The organism is Flavobacterium terrisoli (assembly GCF_030167905.1).
Taxonomy (GTDB): Bacteria; Bacteroidota; Bacteroidia; order Flavobacteriales; family Flavobacteriaceae; genus Flavobacterium; species Flavobacterium terrisoli.
This window is the reverse complement of sequence record NZ_JARGNA010000005.1, coordinates 270,774-284,037: the sequence shown is the minus strand read 5'-3', so window position 1 is coordinate 284,037 and position 13,264 is coordinate 270,774. Positions and strand designations below refer to the sequence as shown.

Genomic DNA, 13,264 nt, shown 5'->3' with positions numbered 1-13,264 from the left:
ACAACAGACTTATGTCACAAGAAATAAAAAAGATTTTTATCTCATATAGCTGGAAACCATATACTAACAAATTGAAAGTTATTGAATTGGCTGAAAGACTGACTAATGACGGAATTCACATAATTCTTGACGATTGGGATCTAAAAGAAGGTCAAGATAAATACCATTTTATGGAACAAATGGTAAATGATGAAACCGTTAATAAAGTATTATTAATTTGCAATAAAGAGTATGCCCAAAAAGCTAATGAAAAAAAGGGTGGTGTTGGAATTGAAAGTTTAATTGTTTCAGACGAAATTTATAATCAAGTGGAGCAAACAAAATTCATACCGATAGTAATGGAATATGAAAACAGCAAACCTTGTTTACCCACATTTATAAACTCAAGGATTTTCATTGACTTAAGTAGTGATGAAATTTTTGAAGAAAATTATGAAAAATTAATACGGAATATTTTTAATAAACCGATTTCAAAGAGGCCTCCAATTGGAAAAATGCCAGTACACTTGGAAGATGAAAGTCCTTTATTCTTGCCAACCGCTCATAAAGTAGTTCAAATTAAAAACTCCTTTTTAAATGGAAACAAAAACAGCTTGTTGTTTATAAAAGACTACCTGGAAACATTTATCCAAAGTCTTCTGTTATTTAAACTGGATATTCAAAAAGACGGAATAAACACTAATAACTTTATTGAAAAAGTCGAGTTGTCAATTGAACAAATGCAACCTCTTAAAAATGATTTTATAGAATTTTTAAATGTTATATCTAAGTATTCTGATGAAGATTTTGGAGAACTTTTTTTAGATTTTTTTGAACAACTATTGCAATTTTATGAAGATAGCGAAGTACGAATAAGTTCAAGTAATAATCTACAAGATGCCATCAACGACAATTATAGATTTTTCAACTATGATTTATTCATAAGTTTTGTAACAGTACTTTTAAAAAATGAGAGATTTAAAACACTAAATTTTATATATCAAAATAATTTCTTTGTTACAAAAAGAGATACCGCTAAACCCGAAGTATTAAATTTCACAATGTTTAGGCAATATGTTTACACTTTGAATGAATTTAAAAACCAATCAATTAATCCCAAAAGAGTAAGCGTTGTTGCTGATTTAATTAAAAAATATTCGACAATATTAAAATTTGAAGATAATATTACTTCAGATTTATTAAACTATTACATGTCTTTATTCTATCCAGCAAAATCAAGTGGCTTTTTTAGACATGATTGGTTCCCCGAAACAAGTTGTTATAACTCCTGGAATTATGAGTTATTTCCAAAAATAATTTCTAAAAGATATTTTGAAAAAATAAAATATTTATTTGACCTCAATGATGTCAATGAATTCAAAAAAAAGATATCAGAATTAGCCGAAAAGGAAAAACCTGAAAGAGGTTATTATAGAATTCCTAACATAAAAGAAGCTCTTAATTTTGAAAATGTTGCAACTCTTAATTAACAAAACTGATAACAACAGCTATTTGCAGCATCAACCTTGTAACAATAAGCAAGAACGGCATCCCTACAAAACCTCGCAGGTCATTAAAAATCCTTACATTTAAACTTAAAATCAAATATTATGGAACCCGCAACACCACAATTTGACCCCATTAAGTACAAAAACACCACCCGCGACCAGTGGCAGGAAACTGCCGATGCTTGGTATCGCTGGAGTCCTACGCTTCACCAATGGCTGGGCAATGCCACAGAAAGAATGCTTGTTATGGCAGGTGTCAGCACCGGACATCGGGTACTTGATGTCGCTGCAGGAGCGGGTGAACAATCCATCACCACAGCCCAAAAAGTTGGCCCTTCGGGTGAAGTCCTGGCGACTGACATTTCCTCTAACATTTTGGAGTTTGCCCAAAAGCTGGCTGAGCAAAATGGCTTGGGCAATATCAGGACAAAAGTAATGGATGGCGAAAACCTGACGGTTGAGGATGAAACCTTTGATGCTGTTATTTCCAGGGTTGGGCTGATCTATTTTCCCGATCAGCAGCGCGCCTTGAAAGAGATGTTACGGGTACTTAAACCAGGCGGAAAAGTAGCCGCCATAGTGTATTCCACTCCCGATAAAAATAAATTTTTCTCGATTCCGGTTTCCATTATCCGCAACCGGGCCAATTTGCCACCGCCGTTGCCTGGTCAACCCGGACCTTTCAGCCTGGGTGCTGAAGGGGTTATTGAAAAAGCATTTGAACAAGCCGGATTTATAAATGTGAAATCAGAATTGGTAGATTCGCCTTTACAGCTTACCTCAGCAAGCGATTGCGTGCGGTTTGAAAAAGAGTCATTTGGCGCCCTGCATCAAATGATGAGCAATTTATCAGCTGCAGAAAAAGAAGCGGTTTGGGAAGAAATTGAAACAGAGCTTCAAAAATTTGAATCTGAAAAAGGCTTTACCGGACCATGCGAAATGATTGTAGCAGTTGGGGAAAAACCATAAAACATTATCAGGCATTAAATGGATACACTAAAATTATCAGAGCTTATCGGACAAGAGATTGAAGACTTGAGGTTTCACTATATTCCGGAGAATGAATATGGTTTGCAGTCTTTCCATACTTATATAAAACTGGCCAACAATTGGATTATTGACATCCCGAAATATGACGACGATGATTATCTCAATTTGACCTATGACAATTTGGATTATTATAAAAAGATGTTTGAGGCCGGAAAGTCGGTTCCTGATAAATTGAAAACCTCTTTTGCCGGACAAACCATACTGGATTTTTATTTCAGTTATGATGGTGACGAAGTTGATTTTGACCAATCTGCCTTTATCAAACTATCCAACAACCTTTACCTTTCAGAAAACAATTTCGGGCCAATGGGACTGACTACTATTGATTTAATCATATTCAACGAAGAGCAATTTACTGCCGAAGTACAAAGGCTAAAAGATAATGAGATTGAGGTTCGCTCCTTTTTGAATACAAAAAATGCCGGTTAACCGTGGTTTACAGTCTTTTCAGCCAATGCAAAATGCTGTTGGAGCAGATTTCAATTTGATAAAACAACAAAGAATCTTTAAGACAATGAAAGCAACACCCGAACACAATGAGCGAATAGCGAAGATGATATTTGCCTCGGTCTATCCGCATTATGTCACAAAAGTGGAGAGCAAAGGCCGTACAAAACAGGAATTGCATCAGGTCATAGAATGGCTGACCGGTTTTGATGAAAACAAACTCCGAGAGCTGATTGACGAAAGAGTAACTTTTGAAACCTTTTTTCATAAAGCCAAATTGAACCCGAAAGCCGAGCTTATTACAGGAACCATCTGTGGCTATAAGATTGAAGAATTGGAAAATCCTTTAACAAAACAAGCAAGGTATTTAGACAAATTGATTGATGAATTGGCCAAAGGGAGACCAATGGAAAAGATTTTAAGGAAGTAAAAAATCAAAAAATGAAAATCTTTATTTATCCGTTATTAATTGCGCTGTTACCAATAATAGTGGCCTTGTTTTTAAAATTACTCAAAAGAAAAGCAGTTCCTAAGTTTCCTGATTTTTTAATTATAATTTTAGTCATTGGCTGTGGAATTGTCTGCACATTTGGCTCAATGATAGTAAGTGCCAATGGAATCGTAGAATCAATGGCGGCAGCGGGTAGTTCCTCAAGATGTGCCACCGGTGCAGCATTGTTTTTTCCTATTGGAATGATAGCAACGGTAATAGGTGCTTTAATGAGTAGAAAAAAACCATTGGCCATTTTTTAAATAATCCTACCATAAAAAAAGTGGCTCAAATGAACCACCTTTTTCTATTGATAAAATTTCTATTAAGCTAAATCAAAAACGATCTAAGTTCATCACCTTAGTCCACGCCGCCACAAAGTCTTTGACAAATTTTTCTTTGTTATCGTCTTGTGCGTACACTTCGGCGTAAGCGCGTAAAATGGCATTCGACCCAAAAACCAAATCAGCTCTTGTTGCCGTCCATTTGGTCTGCCCGGTTTTTCTATCCACTATATTGTATAAGTTTTTGCCTGCCGGATTCCAGGAATAGTTCATATCGGTTAAATTGACAAAGAAGTCATTGCTTAAAACACCAACATTGTCTGTAAACACACCGTGTTTGGTTCCGCCATAATTGGTACCCAAAACACGCATTCCTCCTATCAGCACTGTCATTTCAGGAGCTGTTAATCCCATCAGTTGCGCTTTGTCAAGCAACATTTCCTCGGGTTGTACGGTGTAATCCTTTTTCAACCAATTTCTAAAACCATCGTGCAGCGGCTCCAATACTTCAAATGAATCGGCATCGGTCATTTCGGCAGTGGCATCACCTCTACCCGGTGCAAAAGGAACTTTAATTCCGGCTGCTTTTTCAACCGCAGCAGTTCCGCCAAGAACAATCAAATCGGCTATACTCACCTTTTTGCTCAACCCGGATTGCAGTTCGGTCAATTTGTTTAATACTTTTTGCAAACGTTCCGGTTCATTTCCTTCCCAATCTTTTTGAGGAGCAAGACGGATTCTGGCACCGTTGGCACCACCACGGAAATCAGAACCCCTAAACGTTCTGGCACTGTCCCAGGCGGTATTGATCAATTCGGTTGGGGTTAAACCACAATTCAAAAGTTTACCTTTTAGTTCTTCAATTTCAGATTCAGAAAGCGTATAATTAACCGAAGGGATCGGGTCCTGCCAAATTAAATCTTCTTTAGGCACATCGGCTCCTAAATAGCGGCTTTTCGGGCCTAAATCACGATGGGTTAACTTGAACCATGCTCTGGCAAAAACATCCTCAAAATATTTATAATCGTTTTGGAACTTCTCTGAAATTTTACGGTACTCCGGATCCATTTTCAAAGCCATATCCGCATCAGTCATCATAGGGTTTCTTCGCACGCCTTTAATATGAGCATCAAAAGGCTTGTCTTCTTCATTGATACTTATCGGTTCCCATTGCGAAGCTCCGGCCGGACTTTTGGTCAATTGCCAATCGTGATTCAACAACAAATTAAAATAGGTATGATTCCATCTGTCCGGATGTGTAGTCCAGGCGCCTTCCAGTCCGCTGGTTATGGTATCGACTCCATTTCCTTTTCCTTTGGGGTTTAACCAACCGAAACCTTGTGCTTCCAAATCAGCTCCTTCAGGGCTATGACCTAAAGCCGCTGCGTCTGCATTTCCGTGGGCTTTACCAACAGTATGTCCACCTGCTGTCAAGGCAACAGTTTCTTCATCGTTCATGGCCATTCTCGAAAAGGTTTCGCGCATGTCTCTGGCTGTCATTAAAGGATCTGATTTACCATCAACCCCTTCCGGATTCACATAAATTAATCCCATCATTACGGCAGCAAGCGGATTTTCTAAATCTCTCTGACCTGAGTAACGGCTATTTTCACTACCTGAAGGTGCCAACCATTCTTTTTCAGAACCCCAATAAACATCTTTTTCAGGATGCCAAATGTCTTCACGACCTCCGGCAAATCCAAATGTTTTAAAGCCCATCGACTCATAAGCCATATTCCCAGCCAATATCATTAAATCTGCCCACGAAATCTTGTTGCCATATTTTTTCTTAACAGGCCAAAGTAGTCTGCGGGCTTTGTCAAGATTTCCATTATCGGGCCAACTGTTAAGCGGAGCAAAGCGAAGATTTCCGGTATTGCTTCCGCCACGACCATCAGCTATCCTATAGGTTCCGGCACTATGCCAGGCCATACGAATCATTAATCCTCCATAATGTCCCCAGTCTGCCGGCCACCAGTCCTGACTTTCGGTCATCAGATTCTTGAGGTCATTCTTTAAGGCTTCTAGGTCTAATTTTTTGAATTCGGCAGCATAATTAAAATTTTCTCCAAGAGGATTGGTCTTGGTGTCATGTTGGTGTAAAATGTCAAGGTTAAGCGCATTAGGCCACCAAAAACTGTTGTTGGGCACATCACTGCCTTGCTTTACCTGTGCTCCGGAAAACGGGCACTTACCTGCACCGTTAGCGTTACTGTTGTTTTCCATAATTATGATTGGTTTTTTGTTTATTACTTGTTGTGCTAAGTTACCAAATGTCTTCTTTGCTAAATTATTTTTTTAATAGATAAAAACTATTGCCAATATTAAAATCGGTTATGCTTTTTATTTAGGAAATGAGAAAGACATTCTGTATGTTAGCCCACTGATAAATTTAAAATTTGTTAAACTGTTAATCCAATATATTATCTGTAATCAATGGAAGAGAACATACTCCCAGAGCCAATCCAAATCGAAGAAACAAACGAACCAAAGGAACATTTTGAAATATGGAGCAATGCCCAACGGTCTAAAAATTTAATTATCGCTTTTTGGCTGATGTTTGGCCTGACATTATTAGCCTCAGTTTCCGATTATTATGAAATTATGCTTTTGAAAGACATGGCTGCAGGTGAAATATTATCAGATGAAGTCATTACCAGCAGTGATACCCGACAAAGAGTACTGGCTATTATCCAAATGATTGGAATGGTTGTTTCCGCTATCCTCTTTATCTGTTGGTTTCGTCGTGCCTATGGCAATTTGGATCGCATCAAACAAGATCCACTCCATTCAGAATCGATGGCGGTTTGGAGTTTTATCATCCCTATTATTTGTCTTTTCAGACCCGTACAAATGATGTATGAAATATGGAACAAAACCCAGGATAAAATCAAGGAACTGGATTCAAATTATACCATACAACCCAACAGATTTAGCATCGGTGTTTGGTGGTTCTTATTTATTATCAGCCATTTTATTGGTCGTTACCTGATGAGCGCTGCCTTTGATGATAACAAAACAATGGAAAGTATTATTACACTTTCCCAAGCTTATATGGTTTCTGATGTTTTACAGGTGATTGAGGCCTTTTTAGTCATTGTTATCATAAACAACATGGCCGATATTGAAGCCAAACTGGCTGACGAAGTCAACAGAAATGGAGGTGATGTAGTTTTTACCTCATAAACTTTACACTGCCAGTTAAGAGAAATAATAATCAGTTAATTTTCATAAAACAATAAATTCTATAATAATTTTATACGTTTTTTCTTAAAAAAAGTAACAGCTCAAGGTTATTTTTTTATTTCTCAAACTTTTAGGCTTTGAATGATAGTGCTTTTTATTAGTTTTGGGTAAACAAAGAACAGTCATGGAAGACAATTTTATACTTATTAGTATTATAGTCGTAATCGTCATCAATTTTGTCATCTACTATTTCATCCGAAATAGAAAAGAGGAAAGGGAATTGAGAGATTATTTTAAGAAAGACATGAGAAAAAACAAAAAAGAAAAGACTCAGCAACATTAGACAATAAAAAAGGCTGTCACCCAATTTATTTTTGTAAATTAGAATTCATTTATTAAATACTTGAGGTTATGAAAAAAATATTTTTAGTTATTGCTTTAGCTCTTATTTCGTTTTCCTGCAAAAATATGGAAGAAGAAAAAGCAGCACAAGAAAGAGCGAAACAGGCTACCATTGACTCCATGAAAGTCGTTATGGAAAAACAAAGAATCATTGACTCGATGAAAACTGCTATGGCCCAACAGGAAGCTGAACAGCAGCAACAGGCAGCCAGTGCAAATACAAATACAACTACAACAGCTAAGAAAAAAGGAATGAGCACGCCGGTTAAAGGTGCGCTGATTGGTGCCGGTGTAGGTGCCGTTACCGGAGCCATCGTTTCCAAAAAGAAAGGAGAAGGCGCCATAATTGGAGGCGTTGCCGGGGCAGCCGTCGGTGCAGGAACGGGAGCGGTAATTGATGAATCAAAAAAGAAAAATTAAGCAATACTGATAATAAAAAAGGCGCTAATCATAGCGCCTTTTTTATTTGAAATCTTAATGGTTTAATAAGCCATTAATTCTAAAAGTGTCTCTTCAAAACGGTCTTTTGGTAAATATTGATCTTCCAATGCTTTGACAAAAGGAATCGCGGTTTCCAAACTTCCTACTCGTCGCACTGGTGCATCCAAATGCTCAAAACATTGTTCCATAATCATCGCAGAAATATCGCTGGAAACGCCACCAAACAAAGTATCTTCCTGCAGTATAATCACTTTTCCGGTTTTCTTAACCGAAGCAAAAATAGTTTCTGTATCCAAGGGTTGCAAACTGCGCAAATCCAATAAATCAGCACTAATTTCAGCATGTTTGCTCAAAGTTTCTAAAGCCCAATGCACTCCGGCACCAAAAGAAATAACCGTTACCTGAGTTCCTTCTTTTAGTAATGCTGCTTTACCAAATGGAATGGTATAATAATCCGTCGGCACATCTTGGTAAACCGAACGGTACAATTGTTTGTGCTCAAAATACATCACCGGATTCGGGTCGTTGATAGCGGTATTCAGTAAGCCTTTAGCATCATAAGGAAATGCCGGATAAACCACTTTCAATCCCGGAGTTTTGGTAAACCAGGCTTCATTGGTTTGTGAGTGAAACGGTCCGGCCTGTGTTCCGCCGCCACAAGGCATACGCACTACAACATCGGCTTTTTCATTCCAACGGTAATGTTGTTTGGCCAAAAGATTGACTATCGGATTAAAACCCGTCGAAACAAAATCGGCAAACTGCATTTCAACAATCGCTTTGTGTCCGTTAATTGACAATCCATTGGCAGCCGAAACTACGGCACTTTCACAGATGGGCGTGTTGCGAACCCTTTCTTTGCCAAACTGTGCCACAAAACCATCAGTGATTTTAAAAGCACCACCATATTCGGCAATATCTTGTCCCATAATGACCAAATTGTCATGGCGTTCCATCGACTGGCGCAACGCATTCGAAATCGCATCCACCACACGGATATTCTCAACAGCCTCACCATGATTGATGGCTTCGAACTCGTAAGGTTCGTACATATCTTTGAGCTCTTCGGCTAAATCAGCTTCACATTCCGGTTCGGCTACCGTAATAGCCCAATGCTCATCGATTTCTGCTTTAATCGCTTTCTTTATTTTTTCATCTTCTTCTTCAGATAATACACTCACCTGAAGTAAATAGTCTCTGTAATTTGAAATCGGATCTTTAATGGCCCACAGGTCCATCAATTCCTGTGGCACATATTTGGTACCACTCGCCTCTTCATGTCCGCGCATTCTAAAAGTTTTAAACTCCAACAACACCGGTCTCGGATTGTCAATCATCGAAGCTTTTAATTCGGCTATTTTGGTAAAAACCTCAAGAATATTGTTCCCATCTATGATATGGCTTTCCATTCCGTAACCAACACCTTTATCGGCTAAGTTCTCACAACGGTATTGCTCATTCGTTGGTGTTGACAAACCATAACCGTTATTTTCAATGACAAACAACACCGGCAATTCCCATACTGCTGCAATGTTTAAGGCTTCGTGAAAATCGCCTTCAGAAGTAGCGCCTTCACCGGTAAATACTGCGGTAACTTTTCCGTTATTTTTCAATTTATTGGCCAAAGCAATTCCGTCAGCCACACCCATTTGCGGACCCAAATGCGAAATCATACCAATGATATTGAATTCCTGGGTTCCAAAGTGAAACGAACGATCTCTACCTTTGGTAAAACCGGTTTTCTTGCCCTGCCATTGCGAAAACAAGCGGTGCAACGGAATGTCTCTTCCGGTAAAAACTCCCAAGTTTCGGTGCATCGGTAAAATGTATTCGTCTTTGTCTAAAGCGGCTGTAATTCCTACTGAAATGGCTTCCTGTCCGATACCGGAAAACCATTTGGATACTTTACCCTGACGCAACAGGATAAGCATTTTTTCTTCTATCAATCTGGGTTTGAGCAGTCTTTTATATAAATCCAATAACTGGATGTTGGATAACTCTTTTCTGTCGAAATTCATCGGTTTTATTTTAGTGTTGCAAAAGTATAAAAACAGATTTCAATCGTTGTAGTTTTTATGGGAAAGTTGGCCACAATTTTGCCAAAATAAAAACCCCAAATGAATCATCGCTTGGGGTTCACTATAAATAGGTTCTAAATTAATTTGCTGCTTTTATAAAATTCTTGTGCAAGGTAACGCCATCTTCCGTGGTCATTTCAAGGATATAAAACCCGGCTGACAAACCTTCTACATTAATGCTGTTATTGCTTTGCAGTTTGGCTGTCAAACGTTGGCCGTTAACCGATATAATATTCACGTTTTTAATAATGTCATTGGTTTCCAAAAACAATTCATGACGCACCGGATTAGGATACAAAGCCACTGATTTTGGTTGGCTAACTTCATTGTTATCCAGGGTTGTTTGGGTTACATTCAAAGTATAGGCAATGGTTTGAGGCGCAGGCCACGAGGAAATTACGATATAATAGGTTGTTCCCGCGGTTACCGCCATATTGCTGATGGTTCTGTTTCCGGCGGCCGAACTACAATTACAGGCATAAGGCGGAGCACCTATACCGGCACAACTGGTAAAAACAAAAAGACCAGTCCACGCAACTGATGAAGGCAGTTCAATGGTAACCGTTCCGCTGACCGCTGGCGTAAAGGAGTAAATCACATCGTTGCCTCCCAGATAGTAATTACCGGCAGTTCCCGCACCGCAGGCAATGGATGCACCTGTAGGCGGATCATAATTATCACCGTAGTTGGAAGTGTTATCAGTTGTGCTATAAGGCAAAGTGGTAATCACTATAGGATCCGTACACAAATTGCCGGGCTGTGCCTGCATCCCAACGGTTATAAATAAAAATAAAGTGTAAAGTTTATTCATAGTGGTATTTTTTTAGGGGGTTAATAATAAACCAAATTTAACGGAATTAATTTAAAAAAGCAACACGTCTTTAACCTTCTATGAATGAGTCTATAATCCTGAAACAATTGTTAATAACTTTGGATTTTTATATTTAAAAATTAGTTACATTTGTAGTTATGGTTGGAATTTTTCCAACTTAAGTTATTAACAAAAAAGTTTTAGTAGTATGCAACAAATTCCAAGTGTTGACTTACGTGATTTCCTGTCGGACGATCCGGCACGTAAACAAAAATTTGTAAATGAAATCGGAAAAGCTTACGAAGACATTGGCTTCGTAGCACTAAAAGGTCATTTTCTTGATGACAAACTGGTAGGAGATTTATACGCTGAAGTGCGTAACTTCTTCAACTTACCTTTGGAAACCAAAGCTAATTATGAAATTCCCGGTATCGGTGGCCAACGCGGTTATGTTTCTTTTGGAAAAGAACATGCAAAAGGGCGTTCAGCCGGTGACTTGAAAGAATTTTGGCATTTTGGACAATACGTTAGCGAAGGATCAAAATACGCTCACGAATACCCGGACAATGTAACCGTTTCTGAATTGCCACATTTTAATGAGGTTGGTAAGGAAGCTTACAAAATGCTTGAAAAAACAGGTATTTATGTATTAAGAGCTTTGGCTTTGTACATTGGTTTGGACGAGTTTTATTTTGATAACTACATCAAAGACGGTAACAGTATCCTAAGACCTATCCATTATCCGCCAATCACTGACGAACCAAAAGACGGCGCCGTACGTGCTGCCGCACATGGTGACATCAACCTGATAACACTTTTAATGGGGGCACAAGGGAAAGGATTACAGGTACAAAATCACAACGGCGAATGGGTAGATGCTATTGCACAACCGGACGAGTTGATGATTAATGTGGGCGATATGTTATCACGCCACACCAATAACAAATTGAAATCAACGATTCACCAGGTAGTGAATCCTCCAAGAGAATTGTGGGGAACATCACGTTTTTCTATTCCGTTCTTTATGCACCCGGTGAGCGATATGCCACTAAACTGTCTAGAGAAGTGTATTGATGCCGATCATCCGAAAGGATTTGAAGACATCACGGCAGGTGAATTCCTTGACGAAAGACTGGTAGAACTAGGATTAAAGAAAAAGTAAAGGTTAATTCAATAATTTCATTAAAGACATTGAGTTTTACACTTGATGTCTTTTTTGGTTTTTTACAAATTAAAATGGACTTACAGGAACAATTAAAAAAACTCTTTCCCGACCACGAACCATCGAACGAACCGGAAGCAGTTGCCGAAGAAAATCACGAGCTTTTTATCCAAAAGGAGCCGATGATTTGCAAATACGAAAAACGCAAAGGCAAAGCAACAACCATCATCGAAGGCTATGATGGCAGTGACGAGGATTTCAAAGTCTTAGCCAAGGAAATCAAAACCAAACTCAGCGTTGGCGGTACTTTCAAAGACGGCGCCATCATCATTCAAGGCGATTACCGCGACAAAATCATGAAACTGCTTCAGGACAAAGGCTTCAAAACCAAACGTGTCGGAGGATGATTCAGAAGTAAGAAGCAAGAGAAAAAAAGCAAGAAAAAAACATATAATAGAGTTGAAGTTAAAAGGTAAAAACTCATAACTCATAACTCATAACTCATAACTCATAACTCATAACTCATAACTCAAAATGATCCAATCATCAGAATTAATATTAAACCCTGACGGCAGCGTCTATCACTTAAACCTCAAACCCGAACATATCGCACATGATATCATCTTTGTGGGCGACCAAAACCGAGTAGAAAAAATCACGCAGTTCTTTGACAGTATAGAATTCTCGACCCAAAAACGCGAATTCAAAACCCAAACCGGGAAGTTTAAAGGCAAAAGAATGACCGTAATGTCCACCGGAATCGGCCCGGACAATATCGACATCGTGATGAACGAACTGGATGCTTTGGTCAACATCGATTTGGAAACCCGTGAGCCAAAAGAAGAATTGGTTTCCCTAAACATTGTCCGCATCGGAACCTCGGGTTCGCTGCAGGCTGATATTCCCTGCGACAGCTTTGTGATGAGCAAATACGGCATGGGCTTAGACAATATGCTTCGCTCCTATCTGATTGACGAAGTTTCAGAAAAAAACCTCGAAGAAGCCTTCATCAAACAAACTGATTGGGACTTGAGAAAAGGGCGACCATATGTAATTACCTGTTCGGAAACCTTGGAAAAACGAATCGAAAGTAGCCAAATGCACAAAGGTTTCACCGGAACTGCCGGCGGTTTCTACGGACCACAAGGCCGTGTGTTGCGTCTCGAAATCCAGGATCCTGAATTGAATACCAAAATGGACAGCTTCGAATTCGAAGGCATTAAAATGACCAACCTCGAAATGGAGACCGCAGCGATTTACGGTTTAGGAAAACTCCTTGGACACAACTGTTTGTCATTGAACGCTATCATCGCCAACAGGGCGACGGGAACGTTCAGCGAAGACCCATACAAAGCCGTAGATGCTTTGATTGCGTATACTTTGGATAAATTGTCTCAATAATTTTAGAAGCCAATTCCCGCTTTCC

14 protein-coding genes are annotated in these 13,264 nt (G+C 38.9%); 11 read left to right on the top strand and 3 right to left on the bottom strand.

The annotated features are described in order from the left end of the window. The first annotated feature begins 11 nt into the window (after positions 1-11). The 5 genes from P1K33_RS08890 to P1K33_RS08870 all read left to right on the top strand — a co-directional run bounded on the left by P1K33_RS08890 (position 12) and on the right by P1K33_RS08870 (position 3,737). Positions 12-1,469: a toll/interleukin-1 receptor domain-containing protein gene (locus P1K33_RS08890; RefSeq protein ID WP_284652596.1), complete on the top strand. Its 1,458-nt coding sequence runs from the start codon at positions 12-14 to the stop codon at positions 1,467-1,469. Between the two features lie 120 nt (positions 1,470-1,589). Further along, positions 1,590-2,456, top strand: coding sequence for a class I SAM-dependent methyltransferase (locus P1K33_RS08885; protein WP_284652595.1), 867 nt, complete (start codon positions 1,590-1,592; stop codon positions 2,454-2,456). Positions 2,457-2,474: 18 nt separating this feature from the next. Then, positions 2,475-2,966 (top strand): hypothetical protein, encoded by a 492-nt coding sequence (locus tag P1K33_RS08880; RefSeq protein WP_284652594.1) that lies wholly within the window; start codon positions 2,475-2,477, stop codon positions 2,964-2,966. 85 nt (positions 2,967-3,051) lie between these two features. Beyond that, positions 3,052-3,414, top strand: a complete 363-nt coding sequence (locus P1K33_RS08875) for a DUF2200 domain-containing protein (RefSeq protein WP_284652635.1) — start codon at positions 3,052-3,054, stop codon at positions 3,412-3,414. Positions 3,415-3,425: 11 nt separating this feature from the next. After that, positions 3,426-3,737: a hypothetical protein gene (locus P1K33_RS08870; protein WP_284652593.1), complete on the top strand. Its 312-nt coding sequence runs from the start codon at positions 3,426-3,428 to the stop codon at positions 3,735-3,737. A 72-nt stretch (positions 3,738-3,809) separates the two neighbouring features. On the opposite strand, the gene katG is transcribed toward P1K33_RS08870, so the two are convergent. Next, the gene (katG, locus tag P1K33_RS08865; RefSeq protein WP_284652592.1) at positions 3,810-5,984 is read right to left on the bottom strand and encodes a catalase/peroxidase HPI; all 2,175 of its coding nucleotides are present in this window, start codon (positions 5,982-5,984) and stop codon (positions 3,810-3,812) included. A gap of 210 nt (positions 5,985-6,194) precedes the next feature. On the opposite strand from katG, the gene P1K33_RS08860 reads away from it, so the two are divergent. From P1K33_RS08860 to P1K33_RS08850, 3 genes are all read left to right on the top strand, one after another. Next, positions 6,195-6,944, top strand: a complete 750-nt coding sequence (locus P1K33_RS08860; protein WP_284652591.1) for a DUF4328 domain-containing protein — start codon at positions 6,195-6,197, stop codon at positions 6,942-6,944. A gap of 184 nt (positions 6,945-7,128) precedes the next feature. After that, positions 7,129-7,287 (top strand): hypothetical protein, encoded by a 159-nt coding sequence (locus P1K33_RS08855; RefSeq protein WP_284652589.1) that lies wholly within the window; start codon positions 7,129-7,131, stop codon positions 7,285-7,287. Between the two features lie 68 nt (positions 7,288-7,355). Beyond that, entirely contained in the window at positions 7,356-7,766 is a 411-nt protein-coding gene (locus P1K33_RS08850) for a YMGG-like glycine zipper-containing protein (protein ID WP_284652588.1), read from the top strand. Between the two features lie 62 nt (positions 7,767-7,828). Here the strand turns inward: P1K33_RS08850 and P1K33_RS08845 are convergent, their stop codons facing one another. After that, complete coding sequence (locus tag P1K33_RS08845) at positions 7,829-9,805, bottom strand: alpha-ketoacid dehydrogenase subunit alpha/beta (protein ID WP_284652587.1); 1,977 nt, start codon at positions 9,803-9,805, stop codon at positions 7,829-7,831. Between the two features lie 139 nt (positions 9,806-9,944). Continuing rightward, on the bottom strand, positions 9,945-10,676 hold the full coding sequence (locus P1K33_RS08840) for a T9SS type A sorting domain-containing protein (protein WP_284652586.1): 732 nt from the start codon (positions 10,674-10,676) through the stop codon (positions 9,945-9,947). Positions 10,677-10,884: 208 nt separating this feature from the next. Here P1K33_RS08840 and P1K33_RS08835 point away from each other — a divergent pair, with 208 nt between their 5' ends. From P1K33_RS08835 to P1K33_RS08825, 3 genes are all read left to right on the top strand, one after another. After that, complete coding sequence (locus tag P1K33_RS08835; protein ID WP_284652585.1) at positions 10,885-11,838, top strand: isopenicillin N synthase family dioxygenase; 954 nt, start codon at positions 10,885-10,887, stop codon at positions 11,836-11,838. A gap of 74 nt (positions 11,839-11,912) precedes the next feature. Continuing rightward, on the top strand, positions 11,913-12,245 hold the full coding sequence (locus P1K33_RS08830; RefSeq protein WP_284652584.1) for a translation initiation factor: 333 nt from the start codon (positions 11,913-11,915) through the stop codon (positions 12,243-12,245). Positions 12,246-12,372: 127 nt separating this feature from the next. Continuing rightward, entirely contained in the window at positions 12,373-13,239 is an 867-nt protein-coding gene (locus P1K33_RS08825; RefSeq protein WP_284652583.1) for a nucleoside phosphorylase, read from the top strand. Positions 13,240-13,264 lie beyond the last annotated feature (25 nt).